Source organism: Kistimonas asteriae, from assembly GCF_018263925.1.
Classification (GTDB): Bacteria; Pseudomonadota; Gammaproteobacteria; order Pseudomonadales; family Endozoicomonadaceae; genus Kistimonas; species Kistimonas asteriae.
This window is the reverse complement of sequence record NZ_JAEVHF010000002.1, coordinates 466922-487507: the sequence shown is the minus strand read 5'-3', so window position 1 is coordinate 487507 and position 20586 is coordinate 466922. Positions and strand designations below refer to the sequence as shown.

Sequence of the window (20586 nt, the reverse complement as noted above, 5' to 3'; positions counted from 1 at the left end):
AACAAAAAGCCAAAATAAAAAAACCTTTCAACTAAAAAGCAAAAACAATAATTACAAACAAATAACCATTAGAAAGTAAAAAAATATTTTTATTAAAAATAACTAATGGTCGATATTCAAATTACCGTTATTCAATAAATTATTAATAATCTCGGATTCAGAGCCCAGCGACGAAAGATCGACACCATCCAGAACGATTTTCTGAACCGTTTGCCCATTCGCCCGGTCCTTTACCGATATTTCCGTATTCCCATTGACCGTGGCCAGATCCAGGTAGGCATCAATAGATTCAGCAGACTCGCCAATCAGCATATCACTGAGATCCAGCACATCGCCCTCCGACAGGCTGAAATTCAGGATCGTATCCACCGTCGGTATCGAGGTTTCGGTTTGATCTCCCTGCTCAAAAACAAAGGTATCCGCACCAGCACCACCCAGCAGGGTATCGTTGCCAAAACCACCATAAAGGATGTCGTCTCCGGCATCCCCTACCAGGATATCGTTATTTCTCGCCCCTCGAAGAATATCGTCATCCACAGTGCCTGCGACAGTCGGATCCTCGATTTGTACAGAGGTATCATCCACGACCACGCCGCGTCCATTCCCCCCATGCGTGAACCGGATGCTTCTGAGTCCTTCCCCATAATCCCGCAAGGTATGGTGGACAGTATTCCAACTCCACGTCGCCCATACGCTTGATGATTGCCAACTATGAATCACGCTGCCGTATTCATCTAACAATTCAACCTGCATCTGGTACCGGGCGGAATACGCGCTACTGGTGGAGACAAACCAGTCCTGAACAGTAATATCCGGCGCTGTATCCAGGTACTCGGCACTGTACCCTTTGGTCAGAAGATTAATTGTCTGGGACTTGCTGGCAACGCCGTTGCCCTGCCACTGACCGGTAATGCTATCGTGTCCCCCGAAAGGTAATGTTGTCCACGAACCTTCACGATCCCAGTTACTCATCCGCCAGTCAGAAGCTCCAGGGTCGGTCAGCAGGTTATCTGACATCCACTGACGGTTCTGCACGGCGATATCAAATGTCTGTTGTTCGCTGGAAGCGCTGCCATCACTCACAGTAAATTCAAAACTGGCACTTCGATCACTACTGACCGACGGTGCTGTGTAGAGGAGTTTTTCAATATCACTGGCCTGAATCACCTGATTCACGTAGACCGACGCGCCGTCATACGTCAAAGAACCTGTTACTGGCAGCGACTTGATCGTGATGGCCTGCAGGGTATCCCCGGCATCCGCATCCCTGAAGCCAAAATCATCCGCAGTAAACTGATGGCTAGCGTTTTCTGTCGTAGCCAGGGTTCTGGCGTCAGCCTCCGGGTCATCACTCCGGGCAGCCACCTGAATCTTCAGTGTGGCAGGCGCACTGATCTGACTGCCATCACTGACGGTATAGCGAATGCTGGCGTAGTCATCCCCATGGGCATTGGCTGCTGGAATGAACACAAGGTCGCCAACAGACGATGCCGCAATAGCCTGATCAGCCTGAACAATTTCACCGTCAAGAACCAGGATGCCCAGTGCCGGTAATTGTGCAATTCTGACAGTATATTCAATGCCAGTGCTCTCCGTGCCTAATCCAAAGTCGCTGGGTGCAAAAAAGTATCGACCATCCTCCCCAAGGCTGATGCTTTTGCTGAGCGCCTTTAATGCACGCTCGACAGCGCTCTGTGAGGGGGGTTCTTCCTGCTGAAACTGACTCAGCGCCTGAATATTGTCGCCCGGATTTTCAGTTTCCTGTTCACGCTCATGTGTCTTTATGCCAATGGCGTCAATCTCATCCAGCAACGCCAGAACCCGCTTACTTTCTTCACGATTCTCCGGATGGCGGCTTTCAACTGGGTGGTCAGCAGTCAAGCGGAGAACGGGGTCATCATTGAAATCCAGTATTTCTGTCTGCTCTTCATGCGCCGGCAGCATCAGTGTTTCTGATTTTTTATACCAGTCAATCACTGCACTTTGTTCAGACAGCAAAGCCTTTTGAGCCCCCCGGCTTTCCATATCGTCATAATGCCGGTTCTGTTCCGCAGAGAATGATTCGTCCTGCCACTCTGGCATCTCTGTCTCAGCGTAAGGGATAGCCGAAAGAAGCTCTTCTTCCTTGTATTTTTCTGATGCTGGAATAGCATCGGTTGTTGGGAAAAACTCATCAGGTAGGGGGTCTGCCAGCGGCTCTAAGCCCGGCGCCAGACCTGCAGTCGGTTGCTCCGCTACGGCAGCAGGCACAGACTGCGGGTCAGCAATCGATGCCTGAAGCTCATCACCTTTCAGGTTCGTTTGTCTGTCAACCATCTCAGAATTACTGCCCGGTTGTGCTGCCTCCTGCAACTGACCGGAATCCCTTGAAGGTTCATCCACCATGAAAACATCCTTTTAGGAATATAATTTTTTATAGCTATTAGAAATATTATTAAAAACAATCCATCAAAGAAAAATGCAGTTAATCCTTATAATTTTAGATTCATTAAGGCACCCGCCGGCAATATAAGTGGCATAAACGTCAACAAAAATATCATGTAAAAATGTAAGTACATTATATCGTGTTTATTAGAAGGCTGGCATTAACGAATCAACCAGAAAACAAGAAGAAACAATCCAGGAGCAAAAAAACCAAGAAGGGCTCCCGATTCACGATCTCCCCATCGTTTTTCTGAAAACTCCCCCATCCAATAACACAATATTATCCACCCAATAATACTGGCTACCATGAGAAACCAGCCAACGGGACTGAACCCTGAAAGAAGTGCCATCAGATCCACGTTATTTACTCCCCTGATTGGATCATTGTTCGCATTCCATTATGGCAAAACAATGAGCAATAGAAGTCACGAATTACGATCTATCGGTAAAAATAATCATACTACCATTAGAGACTGATATTTTTTAGACAGGAAACCTTACATTCGGAAATAAATAAAATTTTTATTATTAGTTATAGAAATATAAAAAATCATTTATTTTAAATCATCAATCCAGAGCCATATCCGGCAATATGACTCTGAATCATTGGATGACCATTGGATGACAGCACTATTTATTCATCAATTCACAGGGCGTTTTACGATCAACAGCGCCGGTGAACCAGGCAATATCATAGGTATGAGCCTGTGCCTTCGCATCAGGCAGGTGATCATCCACAACTTCAATGAATCCGACACTGATGAGTCTGGCCTCCGGCCGGAGCTGATGCACATAGCGCGGTACCCCCACATCCTTGCGGGCATGGAACGCACCAGCCAACAGAACAACACCCTGCGCTCGCTGGATCAGGCTCTCTGCCATGCGGGTATCCCGGGCCTGCTGAATACGGGTCATGGCATCCAGCATGGTATCGTCAGCCATGCCGCAGTGCGATTCACGAATCTGTTCACGGATCGAGGCAATCGCGGCCTCATCAATAACGTCTCGGGATGGCGTCACCTGCTCACGATAGATCGCCATCAATTCATCGCGATCCATATTGGCTGAACGCACGGGCACCTGGTTGGCAATCGCCCAGGCAACGATGGGACCGTAGAAATCCCAGTTCCAGTTTTTATCCCACCCGATCGTATCGCGCAGCTCATCTGACAACGTCAGTTTTCTGGCATACGCTTTGTCCATACCGGTTTGCTGGCCGGGACGCAGCATTTCAAGGCTTAGCTGTTTCAGCCATCCTGCCTGATACAAGACCTGAAGCACTTCCAGCTGATAGGCATGATGCTCAGCATTGTCATGGCGTTCGCCAAGAATCACATAATCTGATGCTTCCAATGTTGATAACAGCTGGGGCGTCGTCAGAGAGTTGCCGGTAGTCACAACCTCGATAGATCGTGATGCCAGAGGTTTCTCTGCAGAGAATACACTGCAACCAGACAGCGCCAGAACCAGTAAAGCCACAGCAGGGCGCCTAAACAAGTGGGTAACTTTCATTAATAGGTTCCTTCTGCCACGCCATCAGGCGCTCTGAACTGGCGGGCTCTTCCCAGAAAATGCAACGCCTTAGGCGTAAGCACTATTCAGCCACCACCAGCGGATAACCATGCACCGGATGCGCCATAATCATGGCCCGGATATCAAAGACCGAATGAATGGTCTCCCGGGTCAGCACTTCTGCCGGGCAACCATCTGCGCATTTCCTGCCGTTTTTCAGAATCACAATCCGATCCGCATACTGGGCGGCGAGATTCAGGTCGTGCAGGATCACGATGACACCCACCCCCTGGCTGGCAAACGCACGCGCAACCGCCAAAGTCTGATGCTGATGCCGTGGATCCAGCGCAGAGGTTGGCTCATCAAGCAATAATACCCGGTTCCCGACCAGTGGCGGTTCCCAGATCTGGGCTAACACCCTCGCCAGATGGACGCGTTGCTTCTCGCCGCCTGACAAGTGGGTGTAACTGCGATTCGCAAAGCTCAAGGCATCCACTTCCAACAGCGCCCGTCGACAAATATCCTGATTATGCTCCCGGCTGCTGGCATGGGGGGTTCGCCCCATCTGCACCACTTCATTCACCGTGAAGGAGAAGCTCAGGGATGACGACTGGGGTAATATCGCCATCTGTAGCGCGCACTCTAACGGCGTCCAGTCGGATACCGGTTTTTCACCCAGAAGCACTCGTCCACTGTCTGGCGGATATTCGTTCGTAATGGCACGGAGCAACGTACTTTTCCCGGCACCATTGGGGCCAAGCACCGCAACCACTTCACCGGCACTGAGCTTCAATGAAACATCGGACAATAAATCCCGGGAGCCCCGCCTGACGGTAACGCCATCAATGTTTAGACAGATCATCTTCAGCCGATCCTGTTGCGTTGCTGCCAGAGGAGGGAAATAAAGAAGGGCGCACCCAGCAATGCTGTGACAATACCAATCGGTAACTCCGCCGGGGTAATCACGATACGGGCAATAATGTCAGCCACCAGCAGAATCATCGCACCCAGCAGGCAAGAAGAAGGAAGCAGCCAGCGATGGTCGGGGCCAATAGACAGTCTCACCAGATGAGGTACCACCAGTCCGACAAATCCGATCATACCCGCCACCGCGACAGCAACCCCCACGCCCAGCGCGGTAATCAGGATCAGTTGCAGCTTGAGTTTCTGTACATCCTGTCCCAGATGCCGAGCTTCAGATTCTCCCAGTAACAGGGCATTCAAACCGCGCGCCTTGCTGATCAGTAATAACTGCAGGGGAATGAGGCAGGACGCCGCCATGATGATGGTCTGCCAGTTGCCGCTGGCAAGGCTGCCCATCTGCCAGAAGGTCATGTTGCGCAGCATGGAGTCGTCGGCCACATAATTCATCAGGCCAATACCGGCGCCACTCAGAGCGCTGACGGCAATACCTGCCAGCAACATGGTGGCCACTGAGGTTCCCTGGTTGGTGGTACCGATCCGATAAACCAGCAATGTTGATGTGAATCCACCCACAAACGCCGCGACAGACACGGTATACGCCTGAAACAACTCGGTCACTGACACCAGCCAGGTGCCACCTAATACAATACCGAGTCCGGCACCCAGCGCTGCACCACTGGAAACGCCAATAATACTGGGATCCGCCAGGGCATTTCTGAACAGCCCCTGCATGGCAGCGCCGCAGGCGGCAAGACTGCTGCCAACCAGCACCCCAAGCAGTGTACGGGGAAGACGAATAGCCTCAACGATTAACTGTTGCTGTCGGTCGGGTTCAACAGAAATAATCCCCAGGCGGTACATCAGAATATCCACGGTATCTGCCAGAGATACTGGAATCGGCCCTGTACCAATAGACAGCAGCATAACCAGAGGTAAAAGTATCAGCAGTCCCGTAACAAAAAGACGGGCCTTTTTTTCTCTATCCATTCCGTAAAACAATTCTCAAACAACCCGGCCGGCAAACAGGCGCAATCATTACGTCATACCGGCGGGTGATACCATGCTGTCTGTGTTGGAGGCAGGAATGACTCCTGTCTCTCTTCCAGCATTCAGTATCAGGTGACTGAAGAGGAACCCAGTATAGATGCGAGCACTGATATTCCTGGCGCTTTTAACACGCGATTTACACAATACTTACAGAATCCATCAGGATGATGCCTGAATACCTCACACATCGCGCGCGCTCACAACAACCATGGTCAGCTTTCCGGATAAAACTCAGTGGCCAGCGCAAGCGCGGCCTCACCCACACGCGGCCCAAGCCCACCGACCAGTAACGAGCCATCCACAGGGACAATGCGCTTGCTGATACCGGCAGGCGTCATAGCGAGTCCTGGCTGCATGGCCAATATTCTGGATTCATCCGGCGCTTCATGGGAGGACTGTGTGATCAGAATAAGATCCGGACGCATCGACAATACTGCTTCATCGGATACCTGGCGGAAGCGCTCAAAATGGCTGGCTGCCACATTGTTTCCCCCAGCCAGTTGAATCAATGTATCAGCGGTCGTGCCGGCGCCGGCCACCATGGGTGTACCATTATGGGATAACAGCAACAGCACCCGGGGTTTCTCGCCCTTAAACCGGGCTTTGGCAGCATCAATGTCGTGCTGGATTTTGGCCTGCAACTGGCTGCCTTCCTGGGGCTTATTCAGCAATGCGGCCGTCTTTTCAATCCGCTGATACAGATTTTGCACTGAAGCATCCGTGGTCAGGATATCTACATTGACTTGTGTCGCCTGCAGCTGTTTGATCACCGGCGGTGGTCCCATCTCATCAGAACCAATGACGCGGTCAGGCCGCAGGGACAGCACCCCCTCAGTGGAGAGCGCACGGTGGTAACCCACCTTCGGTAATTGATGCACTGCCAGTGGTTGCTGACTCGTAACATCCACGGCAACCACCTGTTCTCCGGCACCCAGGGCATAGACCAGTTCAGTGACACTGCTGCCGACAGTCACAATACGAGGCGATTCGACGGCCTGGGCAACCGTGACGACAGACAGACTGATCGCGGCAGTGACTGACCTGAACGACTTGAGCCACTGGAACTTCCGAAGCATAACCATGATTACTGTGCATCCTCCATCTGAATCTGTGCAGCCGTCATATTGTTTTGTTGCAGAAACGCCAACAGCTGAACCAGACGTTCCATCGGCACATTTCGATCCCCTGCAATCATCAGCGGTCGTTCCGGCTGGCTGGCGACACGCTGTTTCAATGCCGCGGCAAAGGTATCCCAGTCGGAGAAGCGTTGACCATCAACGGCCCAGCCTTCCTCCCCGGGCATCAGGTTCACAGCCAGCGTATCGGGCTCCTGCAGGGTCACTGCGGCTTCGGCACCCGCTTCGGGCAGATCCACTTTCAGCACATTGGGCGCGACATTCGCCGTAAACATCAGAAACACCATGACAATGAAGATGACATCCAGCAGGGGCGTCAAGTCAGGCAGCAGTGAACCCTGGGGTTCTTCATTCGAGGAAATGCTGATCATGCCGCCCGTTCCCGAAAGGCCACCACCCGACCCGAATCACTCATGCCGTTTTCCGTCATATTGACGCCTTCCATCAGCAGGTTGACATGGTTCAGAACAAACTCGAGTCGGCTAATGTAATGATTGGCCCACAGCGTGAAACCATGGCTGGCCGCCAACGAAGGAATCGCGATGATCAAGCCAAAGGCGGTGGTGTACATGGCTACCCAGAGACCATCCGCCAGCACCGCCGGTGTAACCGGTCCGCTACTCATGGCCATGCCCTGGAACATCTCGATCATGCCAATCACGGTGCCCAGCAGGCCGACCATGGGGCTTAACACGCCAATCAGCATCAGGAATCGAAGCCAGGCGTGCAGACGTTGGCGCTGACGCAACAGCCAGAGTCCCGCCACTTCTTCCCTGACAGCTTTGCCGCTACCAGCATGGCTCAGCAACACCGCCACGCCTTTGCTGAGACAATGCCCCTGAGTGCAAAGGTTAGCGCACAGGTCTTCCTGACGGTTCTCTGCCCGACATGACTCAACATTGCGCATCATGGTGCGTACCCGACGCTGACTGAGTGACGGGAGCATCAGGTAAGTGAGCGTCCGCTCAAGGATAAACGCAAGTGACAGGCAGGAAAGTACGATCAGCGGCCAGCTGACCGGCCCCAAACGTGAGAGATATTCTTGCCACATAATGAATTACCTGTATCAAACAAACTCAAAAAACGGTTTTGGTACAAAACAAATGACGGGGATATTGAATAAAAGACCTATCCACGCCGTCCCTTCAGGGCGAACACAACGGGCATATGGACCCGTGACAACCGGGCAGCGCCACCGCGACTGCCGGGCATAAACTCCAATTCCGCCACCCACTTCAGCGCGGCGCGATCCAGCAGGGCAAATCCGGAGGATTCCAGCACCTTCAGATCCATGGTGTTGCCCTGCTCATCCACAATGGCTTCCACCATTACCTTGCCTTGCTGGTTACGGCGCTGGGCAGCCCTGGGATAGTTCAGAGGATCAGGTGTACTGCGGAACATCGGATCGGTAACGACCACCATGTCATCTGCCACGCCGGTGTTCTCGGCTTCAACCGTTGTGGTTTGCTGTGCAGCCAGCTGTTGCTCCTGTGCCACGTTCTGCTCAACCACGTCCGGTTTCTGCTCAGCGACTTCCACCGGTTCCTTTTTCGGTTCCGGTTGTTTTACAGGCTCAGGTTCTGGCCGCTGCACAATGCGCGACTTTTCAACAATCTTTTTGGGTGTCGGCGGTTTGACCGGCTCAGGTTCCGGTAATGGTTCAACCGGGGTTTCCTGCTGAACAACGGCAGGCTTCTGAATCGCTGCAAAGCTGACGCTGACACTGACCGGCGCAGCCAGTGCGCCCAGAGAGACACTCGCCTGCGCCTGTTTTTCCGGCAGGGTCAGCAACAATGCAACATGCACACCCACCGACACTACCAGCATCAGCCAGACACTGGCCCTGCCGCTGCTGTAAAAGCCCTCCAGGGCTCGAGAGGTGAATGAAATCTGGTTCATGGATCGATCCTGCACCTGCCTGCTGCTTACAGCGATCAGGCACATATAAAGCATTGAAAAACTGGCGATATCATAACCAAAGCCTATAAGCGCGGCAACAAAAATACAAATGAGAATGATTTGCATTTGATGCATGTCAACGATATAGTCCGCAGCACTCACGATAATTCACACAACACACAACCGACCTTTACGAGTTGCAGACACGGGGACAATCATGAAGTTCAAGCGCACCTTGCTGGCTACCGCCGTCATGATGGCAACGGCCACACAGGCGATGGGGGAAGAAACGGTTAAAACGGGCAAGGCCTCGATGCTGGACCAGGTCACCGTAACGGCCACCCGGACCGAGAAGCAGCTGAAAGATGTGGCCGCCAGTGTCACCGTTATCGACAGCGAGCAGATTGAGAAAGAGATGGCCCGCAACATCAAGGACATGCTGCGCTATGAACCCGGTGTGCAGGTTGGCTCTGAAGGACGTGCAGGCATCAAGGACATCAATATCCGGGGCCTGGGCGGCAACCGCGTCAAGATCATGGTTGACGGCATCAGCCAGCCCCAATCATTCGACTCCGGCTATACCTACCTGGAATCCCAACGAAACTTCATTGATATCGACACGCTGAAAGCCGTCGAAATCGTTAAGGGCCCTTCCTCCAGCCTCTACGGCAGTGATGCCATGGGCGGTATTGTCGCATTTACCACCAAGGACCCGGCGGACTACCTGAAACCCGAAGGTGATGACACCTATGGCTCCATCAAGGGCGGGTACACCAGCGCCGATGAAGGCCTGACAGAAACCCTCACGCTGGCCAATCGCACCGGCGACCTGGAAACCATGCTGGTTTACACCCGCCGTGATTACAAGGAAACCGAAACCCATGGCGGCGCCAACATCACCGGTGAAGCCCGTGGCCAGGCCAACCCGCTGGATGCCGGCAGCGACAATCTTCTTGCCAAGGCGCAGTACCAGTTGAACGACGATCATCGTATTGGAGTCACCGGGGAATTCCTGCAGTCACAAACAGACTACAAGTTGATGTCTGACAAATACCTCCCCAGCACAACGAAAGGCGACGACAAAAAGAAACGCTCGCGACTGAGTTTCACCCATGAATGGGATGCGGACCTGGCGGCTTTCGACAACCTGAAATGGCACCTGGACTGGCAGGACAGTACCACCGATCAAAAGACCACTATACCGGCCTACGGCTCATACAATGACCGAATCAAAAAATATGATTATTCGGAAACGAGCTATCAACTAGGCGCCCAACTCGACAAAACCCTTGAACTCAGCGGCCTGACACATCACATCATTTACGGTTTTGATGTGGTCGATACCGAATTTACCAATGATCAGACAACGCTGGATCTTGGCAATAACAGTTCCAGCAAAGAAAATATCATTCCCAAAGTAGATTCACTGACCTATGGCATCTTTGCCCAGAACGATATTCAGGTCACCGACCGCCTCAGTATAACGCCCGGTATTCGTTATGATCATTACGAGTACAAGCCTAAAAGCAACAGCGGCTACACCACCGAGCAGAAAGACACCAAGGAAGGCAAACTGACCGGTCGCCTGGGTGCCGTCTACAAACTGACAGAGAACCTGTCCACCTTTGCGCAATACAGCCAGGGCTTCAAGGCGCCGGATCTGATCGATATGTATCAGACAATGGATAACCCTGCTCATGGCTACAAGCAACTGGCCAACCCTGACCTCAAGCCGGAGACCAGTGATGCCTTTGAGCTGGGTCTTCGTGGCAACAACCACCTCGGCAGTTTCGAAATTGCCGCTTTCTATAACAAGTACAAAGACTTCATAGATACTGTTTACCTGCCAACAGCACCGGGCTACTGGCAAATTACACAGGAACAGAATATTTCTGAAGCCCGCATCAAGGGTGTAGAAATCAAAGGTCAACTCTGGCTGGATGAAGCGATCAACGCGCCCATGGGAACCTCTCTGAAGGCATCCGTCGCATACGCAGATGGCGAAGGTAAGCAGGATAATGCCAAGAGCGAGCCGCTTAACAGTGTTGCGCCGCTCAAAGGCGTCTTTGGTCTTGCCTATGATGATCCATCTGAACTGTGGGGTAGTGAACTGACCTGGACACTGGTGAAAAGCAAGAGCAGCTCCGATGTCTCCAATAATGAAGTATCCAGTGGCAATGAGCAGTACGTGCCATCAGGTTATGGCATTGTGGATCTGACGGCTTACTACAAACCGCATCAGGACATCACCCTCCGTGCTGGTCTGTTCAACCTGACCGACAAGAAGTACATGGAGTGGGACAACGCACGTGGCCGGGATACTACCTATGTTGGGTTTGACCGTCTGACCCAACCCGGCCGTAACGTCGCCGTCAGCGCCAAGTGGGAGTTCTAAACGGATTCCAAAAATTTGTTTTGCTGTTCGCTAACCGTTGCCGCCCATCCGGGCGGCTTTTTTTCAACAATAACATTCAAAATATCGATCTTTCCTGTTGGCAGCATGAAACCAACAACGACTATGCCTCACTGGCTCTAATGGCTTACCAGACACATTTTCTGATAACACATCAACACCATTAACTTGATGCCAACAGGCAACAAATTGGAATGTTCGTTATCTCATACTACTGCTTCGCGTGAGCACGCCTGTAATCAATGAGTGTTCTCAGCAACCTGTTTCACAATTTCAACGACACGAGGAGATTTCATACGCAAACTGAATGTTAACGTCTCAGAAAAGGTTTCTGCCTCATACCGCGTTGCAAATCGTCTTGCACCATTGATGGATGCGTAAGAGCCATTGCTTGCAGCATAACATTCACGGCTGGCAAAACTGTCACAATCCAACCTGACCACCCACTCGGTATCACTGTCTGCAAAACTGTAGCCTGACAATAACAGCATCAAAAAAATCGCACTACGCATCCCCAGCTCCTTGGAACAGTATCAAGTAGAACATTATGGTTTCCACAATCCTCTTATGTTTTAACACGGAATCACAACGGCATACGGTGTAGAGGACATCCTGTCAGAAGAAGGCTGTTCAAAACTGATACAGATCAACAAAGATCTTAATGCTAATCATTATTATTTGCACAATCATCAACAGACCTGTCGTTCCCAATATGTCCACGCATCCCCCGCTGTCACCCGAGATGACAGGTTACTCAACCCCTGATCCGCTACGAATGGCGTTCAGTGGTAAAACCTCCGCCCATGTTAACAACCGTCCTCAGCCGCTGACGCCGGAGCAACAGGTCGCGACCTGGCAACGACTCATGGCTGACCCCGGTGAACCCGGTAAACGTCTGGCCTATTTCCATATCCCGTTCTGTCGCACCCATTGTTCTTATTGCGGCTTTTTCCAGAATGCCAGCAAGCCGGGCCTGATTGAACAGTATGTCGATGCACTGATCCGGGAAATAGAGATTACCGCCGCCAGCCCCCGCACTCAGGCACGTCCTATTCACGCGGTGTATTTTGGCGGCGGCACGCCGACAGATCTGACACCAGAGCAAATCACACGACTGGGAGACGCTATTCGTCAGCATCTCCCCTTGTCCAACGACTGCGAGATGACCTTTGAATCTCGCTTCAGCGGACTATCCGATGACAAAATGGCAGCCTGCATGTCTGCCGGTTTCAACCGGTTTTCTCTTGGCGCCCAGACGTTTGATACCTTTATCCGTCGCAAGATGAGCCGGATTGATGCCCGGGAAGTCCTGCTGGAACGGTTGGACCAGCTGGTTAGCTTGGATCAGGCAGCCGTGGTCATCGACCTGCTGTTCGGCCTGCCCTACCAGACACTGGACACCTGGGAAGAAGACCTTCACACCCTCATTAACAGCGATATTCATGGCGCCGACCTGTATCAACTGGTTCTGCACGGCACCAGTCGTATGGCAAAGTCCATCGAAAAAGGCGCCATGCCGGAACCTGCCGACAATGCCATGAAGGCCACCATGTTCCTGACCGGACTAGATATTCTGAGCCAGCATAATTTCCGTCGGCTCAGCGTCAGTCACTGGGCCAGGGACGGCCGGGAACGCAACATCTATAACCACAGCGTCAAGGCTGGCGCAGAAATCATACCGTTCGGTTCCGGTGCCGGTGGCAACATTGCCGGACACGGCATCATGATGCACCGCAGCCTTGAACCTTATTTCGGCATGATCGCTGCCGGTCGAAAACCGATCATGGCCATGACTGCACCGAAGCCCATGCGACAACTTCATAATGTTATTGGTGGCGGTTTTGACCTCGGCTGGCTGGATATGAAGCGCATTCAACGCACCATAGGGTATGACGTGGCGACACATTGCGCGCCCCTGTTTGACGCCTGGGTCAACAATGGCCTGGCCGAGTATAAGGGCGACTTTCTGGAACTAACCCTGGCTGGACAGTTCTGGAACATCAATATGAATCAGGGCCTGATCCATTACATGGAAGCCAGCCCGTTTGAGGAACTTGCAGCATGAGCATCCGTGATAACGTACACCGTCTGATCACTGAAAACCCTGAACGACTGCCTGCTGATATCGCCGCAGAACTGGCAGTTGATGAAATCGAAGTTATCCGTCACCTGCCTGAAACTATGGTAACGCTGCTGGAAGGCTCCCTGTTCGAAACCGTTGTGAAAGACATCAAGGACTGGGGCGACATCCTAACCGTGATTGATGTCGATGGGTCTATTTTTGAACTGAAGGGACCGTTTCCCAAGGGAGGCATGAAGTATGGCTATTACAACCTGAGTGACCGTCGTACGCCTCTGAAAGGTCACCTGAAGCCCGATGCGATCAGCCTTATCGCCCTGGTCAGCAAACCGTTCCATGGTGTTGATACCCGTTCAGTCCAGTTCTTCAGTCACAGTGGTCGCTGCATGTTCAAGATTTACCTGAGCCGCAATGAACAGAAACAGATTCTTCCGGAACAACAGGAACGTTTCGAGGCGCTGGCGCAACTCGCCTCACAGCAGGCCGCCTGATCTTTTCTCTACGGCTGTACCGGATAACGGTGCAGCCTGTTCTCCTCTTGCGCTAGAATGGCACACCATCGTTTTTCCACAGCGCGATCAAAATGATAAAACTCTGTCGTCTGGATGCGATTCCCGAAAATGGCAGTAAAGGCTTTACTACGGTCAAAGGCGATTTTTTTGCCGTAAAGAAAGCCAGTAAAATCTACCTTTACGAAAACAGCTGTCCGCACATGAGTATCAACCTGGAGTGGCAACCGGATCAGTTTCTGGATCATGAGAAACGGCTGATTCAGTGTGCTACCCACGGTGCACAGTTCCTGATGGAAACCGGTGAGTGCGTTGTCGGCCCCTGCGAAGGCGACCACCTGACCCAAGTTTCCTATAAAATCCTGGACGATACCCTGTACCTGCCAGACTGATCGAATCGAACCACCTGAGAGCACCTTAGCATGCGTTACCTGTTGGCCATTTTGCTTCCTCCCATTGCCGTACTGCTGTGTGGCAAACCGTTTCAGGCGATACTGAACCTGATCCTGACCCTTTGTTTCTGGATACCGGGTGCCGCACATGCACTGTTTGTCGTTCACAGCCACCTGGCAGACAAACGTACGGATAAAGTCATTGATGCGATCGAACGGGGAAAAAATAATGATTAAAGCATCCGCACTACGACAGCTGTCGTTCCTGTTACTGACAGGCGTCATGCTGTCTGGTTGCCAGAGCACCTATTACAAGGCCATGGAGCAGGTTGGCTTCCACAAACGGGATATCATGGTTGACCGGATTGAGGACACCCAGCAATCCCAGCAGGAGGCTCAGGAGCAGTTCCAGTCGGCACTGGATCAGTTCCGCAGTGTGGTCGCCTTTGATGGGGGAGACCTGGAATCCGTCTACAACCGTTTAAATGACGAGTACGAAAGCAGTTATTCGGCCGCTGAGAAAGTGCGCGAGCGCATCAACGGCGTACGTGATGTTTCCGAAGCCCTGTTCGATGAATGGGACGATGAGCTCAACCTGTACTCCAGCGCAAGCCTGCGTGCCGAGAGTAGCCGGAAACTGAAGGACACTCGTCGTCGTTATGACCAGATGATGGCCAGCATGGTGAAATCCGAGAAACGGATGCAACCGGTACTGGATGCCCTGCATGACCAGGTTCTTTATCTGAAGCACAACCTCAACGCGCGGGCCATTGCGGCGCTGAAAGGCGAATTCAGCGGCATCAAGTCTGATATCGACAAACTGCTGCAAGAGATGCAGACCTCTATCAGAGAGTCTCAGGCATTTATCAATACCCTGAAGAAACAGTAGTGATGACTGCGGTGCCGGGTCAGCGCCCGGCACCAGCATTAGACGCGCACATCAAGACACCGATCCAGTGCGATCCGTTCTGCTGAAAGGGTTCCACCGCAGGCCACAACCTCGACCCCCGCATTCATCGCTTCGCGCAATACCTGACCATAGACCGGATCAATCGCATCGGCCGGCGCTACAACATCAATACCGGTATGCTGTACGCAAAAAACCAGAACGGCCCTTTCGCCGGATTCCACCACCCGCATTAATTCCCGAAGATGCTTGGTTCCCCGCGTTGTAACGGCGTCTGGAAAGAGTCCCAGGCCATCCCCCATGGCCAGCGTCACATTTTTCACTTCCACATAACAATCCGGCCGCCCTTCAGCGGATAACAGCAGATCAATACGGCTGTTTTCATCACCGTATTTCACTTCCTGGCGAATAGTGTCGTAACCGTTTAATACGGGAATGACGCCCTGCTCAATGGCCTCTCGCACCAGTGCATTGGAGCGTCCGGTATTGATCCCCGCCATCACATACCCGGTTTTACCCTGCTGAGTCACGGGGACTTCCACCAGCTCCCAGGTGCAGGGATATTTTCGTTTGGGGTTGCCGGAATCCGAATACCAGACCCTGGCGCCTTCAGGCTGACAATGCTTCATCGACCCCGTATTCGGGCAATGCAGGGTTATCTCTGAGCCATCCGGCAGGACAACATCGGCCATAAAGCGTTTGTAACGGCGGATCAGTCTGGCTTCTGATAACGGCGGATCAAACTGCACGGAACCCCTCTCTCATGGCGATAGACGGTATTTCAACGATCGATAGAAACCGACATTCTATCGAGAAATACGGGACACAACTATTCCAGAAAAACAGCAAATACTAAGAAAGTTGGAATTAATGACTCACAAATTGCTATCATTTGAAAAGACCTATAAGTAATTAAAAATATTTTATTTATTAAAAATTACTTTGTTGTATCTATTGGTACGCGTTTCCATCTGGCTAAAGTCTAATTAGAATGGAAAAGTTTTACGTGACCTGAAACATTTTCTTGTAGCATCCTTAGAAATGTTCTGGTAGCTTTCCGCTCCTTGAGAAGCTGCCGACAGGTATTTACCACAGAGCGGCCTACTCGGGGGGCTTTGCCTCCTTCAGGATGATGACTTGGAGAGAAACGGGGCTGAAACCATGTCAGCACAGAACAAGCCAGAGACAGGCAACCTGCTGAAAAACTTCTCGCCTTACCAGGAGAAGAAGGGTGAAGAGTACATGTGCGATGCACAGGTTGAACACTTCACCAATATTCTCCAGCAATGGAAGCGGGAGTTAATGGAAGAGGTTGACCGAACGGTCACCCACATGAAGGACGACGCCGCCAACTTCCCGGACCCTGCCGATCGGGCAAGCCAGGAAGAAGAGTTTAGTCTGGAACTGCGAACACGTGACCGTGAGCGGAAACTGATCAAAAAGATTGACCAAACGCTTCAACGTATAGACGAAGGCGATTATGGCTTCTGCGATTCCTGCGGTGTCGAAATCGGCATACGTCGTCTGGAAGCACGGCCAACCGCCACGTTGTGCATTGACTGCAAGACGCTTGCGGAAATCAAAGAGCGCCAGCTGGGATCCTGATATCCCCGTCTATGGCAGCTACTCTCTACCGGGGGCGTTTCGCCCCCTCGCCTACCGGCCCTCTGCATTTCGGTTCCCTTGTCGCAGCACTTGCCAGCTATCTGGACGCCAAAGCCCATGCGGGTGAATGGTATGTCCGCATTGAAGACATTGACCCTCCCCGCGAAGTATCCGGTTCCAGCACTGCGATCTTAAAGGCGCTGGAAGTGTATGGCTTGACCTGGGATGGCGAACTGGTCTGGCAACATGACCGTTATGACGCCTACCGGGAAGCGATCACCCAGTTGCGTAAACAGGGCGTTGCCTACCCCTGCACCTGCTCCAGAAAAGAACTGGCCGAGTACCACAACATTTACCCGGGAACCTGTCGCAAACGTACAGACGACCCGGTCACTCCCTTTGCCATTCGACTGAACTGCGGCGATGACGTCATAACATTCAATGACCAGATTCAAGGCAAACAGCGGTTTGATATGACGGAGCTGGGTGACTTCATTATTTTCCGGAAAGACCAACTGTTTGCCTACCAGCTGGCAGTGACTGTCGATGATGCGTGCCAGGGGATCACGCATATTGTGCGTGGATCTGACTTACTCGACTCAACGCCAAGACAGATTTGCCTGCAACGCCATCTGAATGTGTCCACGCCGGTTTACGCACATATTCCTGTCATCATCAATCCTGACGGCAGCAAACTCAGCAAGCAAAATCTAGCGCCACCTCTGCCGTTGGACAATCCGATTCCCATGCTGCTGAAGGCGCTGCATGCACTTCACATCCCCGCTGATGACTCCATGATGCTGTCAGACCCAGAAACCATTCTGACACACGCTACAAGTCACTGGTCGCCTACAAGACTACCACACACTCTGTCCATTCTGGAACTCAGTCTACCCAGCGTTTCCCACCATTAACGTGCAACGTTTCATGCGCCACGTTTCATAAAACTGTCTTATTGCGTTTCACAAACGTTGTACTAAGTTTTATTAAGAATCGAAATAAACTTGCCAAGGACCAGGCAGCTGATGACAGTACGACCGCTGTGGATCATCCTTTATCTATCCATGATCAGCTTCACGGCAATTGCCCGTGGACATGAGGCTGATCAACTGCTGGATATGAATCTGGAACAGCTGGTTGCTTCAGAAGTCACTTCCGTATCAAGAAAATCACAATCCATTCTTGCGGCACCCGCCGCTGTTTACTCCATCACCCAGGAAGATATCCGTCGAAGTGGCGCACGCTCAATACCCGATATCCTTCGCATGGCGCCCGGGCTTCAGGTTTACAAACTCAACAACCATACCTGGTCTGTCAGCGCCCGCGGGAACAGCAGCATCTTCTCCAACAAAATCCTGATATTGATTGATGGCCGTTCCATTTACAGCCCATTCATTGGCGGTGTTCACTGGGAAAATCAGGACATGCTGTTAGCGGACATCGAACGCATTGAAGTGATTCGTGGACCAGGCGCCGCCTTATGGGGTGCAAACTCGGTTAACGGTGTCATTAATATTATTACCCGCAGCGCACGGGTCACTCAGGGAACGTACGCAGAACTGGGTGCCGGTGATCTTGAAAAAGGATTCGGCGCCATTCGCCATGGCGGCCAAATCGGAGACGACATCTCTTATCGAGCTTATGTTAAACAGTTTGAGCAGGGTGCACAGGATGACTTAGGGAGTACCCTGGCTGCCCGTGAGCAGTATCTGAACGCCAGCGCAGAAGACAATCGTCGAATGAAACAGGCCGGCTTTCGGGTTGATTGGGATAAGGGCGCCCTGGACACCTTTATGTTCAAAGGCGATATCTACCGAGGCGAAACTTATGTGCCGGCTACCGCCTTCGACAGTGGCATCGTCAATAGTTTCATTACCCTGCCGGTATTTCATCCCTTTGATACTCGCCAGTTTGGCGGAAATACGCACTGGCGCTGGACGCGCACCCTTGAAGACAACTCCGAAGCTGTGCTGCAGTTCTGGTATGACCGGTATGAAGCCGACAGTTATGTCCTGGATGAAGATCGCAATAGCTGGGACATCGATTTCCAGTACAGCTTTGATCTATCCAGCGCCACCAGCATCATCTGGGGGTTGGGCTATCGCTATGTAGATGATGACTTCCACAGCCACACCATCAGTGAATACGACAGCATGGTGATCACGCCCAATCACTGGGACACTGAACTGTACAGTGCCTACATGCAGGGCGAGTTCACTCTGGTTCCAGCGAAATGGCACCTGACTCTCAGTGGGCGAATCGAACATAACGACATCACAGGCTATGAACTACAGCCCAACGCACGCCTGATTTACACGCCCGATGCTTTTCAGTCCTTCTGGGCAGCCCTGTCCAAGGCGGTAAGAACCCCCACCATGGCGGAGACCGGTATTGATATCATCAACCCTGGTCGCCAATACAACCGTAATGACTCACTGAATTCCGAAAAACTTATCGCCCTGGAAGTGGGGTATAAGCGGCAGTTTAATAACAAGCTGTCGATGGACAGCACGCTCTTTTTAAACCGTTTTGACGGTCTCAGCGGCCAGGTTGATCTGGGCGCCTGCGCAGACTTCCTCACCGCCAGCCAACCGGCCGTTGCCTTACCTACTTGTGAACGGACCACGCTGGAGAACCTGCTGGATGGCTATGCTTACGGTCTGGAACTCAGCATGGACTGGAAAATCAGGCAGAACTGGCTGTTAAAAGTCGCCTATAGCCACCTGCAACAGGATATGCAGGCCAACCGCTCGGATGCCATCGCCAAAAACAGTGAAAAAACCCAAGAGGAAACCAGCGCTCAGAATAGCCTGAGCCTGATGAGCCGGCACAACCTGCCGCAGGGATTTGAGCTGGATATCTGGGTGCGTTACAGCGACAGTCTGTCCGCTCCTGACATCAACTTGCCATCGCTGACAACCATGGACATCCGTATTGCAAAACGTTTTGGCAACATGGAGCTCTCCATCACTGGCCAAAACCTGTTGGATAGCAGCCACCCTGAATTCGTGGATGTCCTCTCAGGTCAGATAACAACGGAAGTTCCCAGAAGTATCTATGGCAAAATCAGTTGGGATTTCTGAGGATGACTATCATGATCAATCTTCGGAAGAAACCAGCCCCCTTTTCACGGATGATAGCCCTGCTCGCCCTGCTATCAACCTGTCTATTCAGTCACCTTGCCAACGCAGAAAGTAATGACAGCAGCCAATTGAAAGCCGTCATACTCCTGAAGGCACTCAAGTATGTGCAGTGGCCAGCGCAAACCCTCACCAATAACACGCTAAGAGTCTGCATGGTTGGAAAGGGGCCGATTAACCGTGAGCTAAAAACGCTCAGTGGCAAGAAGCTATCAGGCAAGCAAGTACACGTGATATACTACGAAGCGTTAAAGAAAACCGATTTATGCCATCTGGCGTTTATCAATAATTCCGCCGCTCACCAGTTTCATGAACTTATCCGACTGCTGGCTACACAACCTGTGCTGACCGTCAGCGACATCCCCGCATTCGCAACGAACGGCGGTATGTTTGAGCTGAACGAAAGCAAGGACAGAATCAGACTGGTTGTCAATCTCAAGGCAACCCGGGCCAGTGGGTTTCTTATCGGTTCACAGCTACTGAGAATGTCGCGCGTTATACGCTAGCCTTATTCGTACCAACATCGATCCAACCTGGCAGTTGTACCTTTCCCTTTGCGGTTCACCCGTTTACCATGAGCCCTCATTACAGGCAGTCA

The 20586-nt window shown here is 52.0% G+C and carries 21 protein-coding genes; 10 read left to right on the top strand and 11 right to left on the bottom strand.

Going from position 1 to position 20586, the window contains the following annotated elements; all coding sequences use genetic code 11:
- Positions 1 to 102: 102 nt before the first annotated feature.
- The 9 genes from KHS78_RS22420 to KHS78_RS04430 form a co-directional block, all read right to left on the bottom strand.
- Entirely contained in the window at positions 103 to 2385 is a 2283-nt protein-coding gene (locus tag KHS78_RS22420) for a type I secretion C-terminal target domain-containing protein (protein WP_211825494.1), read from the bottom strand.
- Positions 2386 to 2585: 200 nt separating this feature from the next.
- On the bottom strand, positions 2586 to 2783 hold the full coding sequence (locus tag KHS78_RS04465; protein ID WP_211825491.1) for a hypothetical protein: 198 nt from the start codon (positions 2781 to 2783) through the stop codon (positions 2586 to 2588).
- A gap of 271 nt (positions 2784 to 3054) precedes the next feature.
- Positions 3055 to 3903 carry a ChaN family lipoprotein gene (locus KHS78_RS04460; protein WP_211825489.1) on the bottom strand — a complete coding sequence of 283 codons (849 nt, stop codon included), beginning with the start codon at positions 3901 to 3903 and terminating at the stop codon, positions 3055 to 3057.
- 115 nt (positions 3904 to 4018) lie between these two features.
- Entirely contained in the window at positions 4019 to 4798 is a 780-nt protein-coding gene (locus KHS78_RS04455) for a heme ABC transporter ATP-binding protein (RefSeq protein WP_211825486.1), read from the bottom strand.
- Positions 4799 to 4800: 2 nt separating this feature from the next.
- Positions 4801 to 5847 carry a FecCD family ABC transporter permease gene (locus KHS78_RS04450; protein ID WP_211825484.1) on the bottom strand — a complete coding sequence of 349 codons (1047 nt, stop codon included), beginning with the start codon at positions 5845 to 5847 and terminating at the stop codon, positions 4801 to 4803.
- A 272-nt stretch (positions 5848 to 6119) separates the two neighbouring features.
- Complete coding sequence (locus KHS78_RS04445) at positions 6120 to 6989, bottom strand: heme/hemin ABC transporter substrate-binding protein (protein ID WP_211825483.1); 870 nt, start codon at positions 6987 to 6989, stop codon at positions 6120 to 6122.
- A 2-nt stretch (positions 6990 to 6991) separates the two neighbouring features.
- Positions 6992 to 7414 carry an ExbD/TolR family protein gene (locus KHS78_RS04440; protein ID WP_211825482.1) on the bottom strand — a complete coding sequence of 141 codons (423 nt, stop codon included), beginning with the start codon at positions 7412 to 7414 and terminating at the stop codon, positions 6992 to 6994.
- Positions 7411 to 8094 carry a MotA/TolQ/ExbB proton channel family protein gene (locus tag KHS78_RS04435; RefSeq protein WP_211825481.1) on the bottom strand — a complete coding sequence of 228 codons (684 nt, stop codon included), beginning with the start codon at positions 8092 to 8094 and terminating at the stop codon, positions 7411 to 7413. The genes KHS78_RS04440 and KHS78_RS04435 overlap by 4 nt, the downstream gene beginning before the upstream one ends.
- 77 nt (positions 8095 to 8171) lie before the next feature.
- Positions 8172 to 8942: an energy transducer TonB gene (locus tag KHS78_RS04430; RefSeq protein ID WP_211825480.1), complete on the bottom strand. Its 771-nt coding sequence runs from the start codon at positions 8940 to 8942 to the stop codon at positions 8172 to 8174.
- A gap of 217 nt (positions 8943 to 9159) precedes the next feature.
- On the opposite strand from KHS78_RS04430, the gene KHS78_RS04425 reads away from it, so the two are divergent.
- The gene (locus KHS78_RS04425) at positions 9160 to 11337 is read left to right on the top strand and encodes a TonB-dependent hemoglobin/transferrin/lactoferrin family receptor (RefSeq protein WP_211825479.1); all 2178 of its coding nucleotides are present in this window, start codon (positions 9160 to 9162) and stop codon (positions 11335 to 11337) included.
- 257 nt (positions 11338 to 11594) lie between these two features.
- Here KHS78_RS04425 and KHS78_RS04420 read toward each other — a convergent pair whose 3' ends face one another.
- Positions 11595 to 11867 carry a hypothetical protein gene (locus tag KHS78_RS04420; RefSeq protein ID WP_211825478.1) on the bottom strand — a complete coding sequence of 91 codons (273 nt, stop codon included), beginning with the start codon at positions 11865 to 11867 and terminating at the stop codon, positions 11595 to 11597.
- 200 nt (positions 11868 to 12067) lie between these two features.
- Here KHS78_RS04420 and hutW point away from each other — a divergent pair, with 200 nt between their 5' ends.
- The 5 genes from hutW (at position 12068) to KHS78_RS04395 (ending at position 15225) form a co-directional block, all read left to right on the top strand.
- A complete protein-coding gene (gene hutW / locus KHS78_RS04415; RefSeq protein WP_211825476.1) occupies positions 12068 to 13420 on the top strand; it encodes a heme anaerobic degradation radical SAM methyltransferase ChuW/HutW in 1353 nt (450 codons plus the stop codon).
- Positions 13417 to 13926, top strand: a complete 510-nt coding sequence (gene hutX, locus KHS78_RS04410; protein ID WP_211825474.1) for a heme utilization cystosolic carrier protein HutX — start codon at positions 13417 to 13419, stop codon at positions 13924 to 13926. Before hutW ends, hutX begins: the two co-directional genes overlap by 4 nt.
- A gap of 92 nt (positions 13927 to 14018) precedes the next feature.
- Complete coding sequence (locus KHS78_RS04405; protein ID WP_211825472.1) at positions 14019 to 14336, top strand: Rieske (2Fe-2S) protein; 318 nt, start codon at positions 14019 to 14021, stop codon at positions 14334 to 14336.
- A gap of 30 nt (positions 14337 to 14366) precedes the next feature.
- Positions 14367 to 14573: a YqaE/Pmp3 family membrane protein gene (locus KHS78_RS04400; RefSeq protein ID WP_211825467.1), complete on the top strand. Its 207-nt coding sequence runs from the start codon at positions 14367 to 14369 to the stop codon at positions 14571 to 14573.
- Positions 14566 to 15225 carry a DUF2959 domain-containing protein gene (locus KHS78_RS04395; RefSeq protein ID WP_211825466.1) on the top strand — a complete coding sequence of 220 codons (660 nt, stop codon included), beginning with the start codon at positions 14566 to 14568 and terminating at the stop codon, positions 15223 to 15225. Before KHS78_RS04400 ends, KHS78_RS04395 begins: the two co-directional genes overlap by 8 nt.
- 38 nt (positions 15226 to 15263) lie before the next feature.
- On the opposite strand, the gene sfsA is transcribed toward KHS78_RS04395, so the two are convergent.
- Positions 15264 to 15992 carry a DNA/RNA nuclease SfsA gene (gene sfsA, locus KHS78_RS04390; protein WP_211825464.1) on the bottom strand — a complete coding sequence of 243 codons (729 nt, stop codon included), beginning with the start codon at positions 15990 to 15992 and terminating at the stop codon, positions 15264 to 15266.
- Positions 15993 to 16404: 412 nt separating this feature from the next.
- On the opposite strand from sfsA, the gene dksA reads away from it, so the two are divergent.
- The 4 genes from dksA (at position 16405) to KHS78_RS04370 (ending at position 20494) form a co-directional block, all read left to right on the top strand.
- On the top strand, positions 16405 to 16848 hold the full coding sequence (dksA, locus tag KHS78_RS04385; protein WP_211825462.1) for an RNA polymerase-binding protein DksA: 444 nt from the start codon (positions 16405 to 16407) through the stop codon (positions 16846 to 16848).
- A gap of 11 nt (positions 16849 to 16859) precedes the next feature.
- Complete coding sequence (gene gluQRS / locus KHS78_RS04380; RefSeq protein ID WP_211825460.1) at positions 16860 to 17762, top strand: tRNA glutamyl-Q(34) synthetase GluQRS; 903 nt, start codon at positions 16860 to 16862, stop codon at positions 17760 to 17762.
- A 111-nt stretch (positions 17763 to 17873) separates the two neighbouring features.
- On the top strand, positions 17874 to 19931 hold the full coding sequence (locus KHS78_RS04375; RefSeq protein WP_211825459.1) for a TonB-dependent receptor plug domain-containing protein: 2058 nt from the start codon (positions 17874 to 17876) through the stop codon (positions 19929 to 19931).
- Positions 19932 to 19942: 11 nt separating this feature from the next.
- On the top strand, positions 19943 to 20494 hold the full coding sequence (locus tag KHS78_RS04370) for a YfiR family protein (protein ID WP_211825457.1): 552 nt from the start codon (positions 19943 to 19945) through the stop codon (positions 20492 to 20494).
- Positions 20495 to 20586 lie beyond the last annotated feature (92 nt).

Bases quoted from the DNA above. Each gene is read 5' to 3' on its own strand.
- KHS78_RS04455 (WP_211825486.1), bottom strand. From the start codon at position 4,798: ATGATCTGTCTAAACATTGATGGCGTTACCGTCAGGCGGGGCTCCCGG.
- KHS78_RS04440 (WP_211825482.1), bottom strand. From the start codon at position 7,414: ATGATCAGCATTTCCTCGAATGAAGAACCCCAGGGTTCACTGCTGCCT.
- KHS78_RS04370 (WP_211825457.1), top strand. From the start codon at position 19,943: ATGATCAATCTTCGGAAGAAACCAGCCCCCTTTTCACGGATGATAGCC.
- KHS78_RS04375 (WP_211825459.1), top strand. From the start codon at position 17,874: ATGACAGTACGACCGCTGTGGATCATCCTTTATCTATCCATGATCAGC.
- dksA (WP_211825462.1), top strand. From the start codon at position 16,405: ATGTCAGCACAGAACAAGCCAGAGACAGGCAACCTGCTGAAAAACTTC.
- hutW (WP_211825476.1), top strand. From the start codon at position 12,068: ATGTCCACGCATCCCCCGCTGTCACCCGAGATGACAGGTTACTCAACC.
- KHS78_RS04430 (WP_211825480.1), bottom strand. From the start codon at position 8,942: ATGAACCAGATTTCATTCACCTCTCGAGCCCTGGAGGGCTTTTACAGC.
- KHS78_RS22420 (WP_211825494.1), bottom strand. From the start codon at position 2,385: ATGGTGGATGAACCTTCAAGGGATTCCGGTCAGTTGCAGGAGGCAGCA.
- KHS78_RS04420 (WP_211825478.1), bottom strand. From the start codon at position 11,867: ATGCGTAGTGCGATTTTTTTGATGCTGTTATTGTCAGGCTACAGTTTT.
- hutX (WP_211825474.1), top strand. From the start codon at position 13,417: ATGAGCATCCGTGATAACGTACACCGTCTGATCACTGAAAACCCTGAA.
- KHS78_RS04425 (WP_211825479.1), top strand. From the start codon at position 9,160: ATGAAGTTCAAGCGCACCTTGCTGGCTACCGCCGTCATGATGGCAACG.
- KHS78_RS04400 (WP_211825467.1), top strand. From the start codon at position 14,367: ATGCGTTACCTGTTGGCCATTTTGCTTCCTCCCATTGCCGTACTGCTG.
- KHS78_RS04405 (WP_211825472.1), top strand. From the start codon at position 14,019: ATGATAAAACTCTGTCGTCTGGATGCGATTCCCGAAAATGGCAGTAAA.
- KHS78_RS04450 (WP_211825484.1), bottom strand. From the start codon at position 5,847: ATGGATAGAGAAAAAAAGGCCCGTCTTTTTGTTACGGGACTGCTGATA.
- KHS78_RS04395 (WP_211825466.1), top strand. From the start codon at position 14,566: ATGATTAAAGCATCCGCACTACGACAGCTGTCGTTCCTGTTACTGACA.
- gluQRS (WP_211825460.1), top strand. From the start codon at position 16,860: ATGGCAGCTACTCTCTACCGGGGGCGTTTCGCCCCCTCGCCTACCGGC.
- KHS78_RS04435 (WP_211825481.1), bottom strand. From the start codon at position 8,094: ATGTGGCAAGAATATCTCTCACGTTTGGGGCCGGTCAGCTGGCCGCTG.
- KHS78_RS04445 (WP_211825483.1), bottom strand. From the start codon at position 6,989: ATGGTTATGCTTCGGAAGTTCCAGTGGCTCAAGTCGTTCAGGTCAGTC.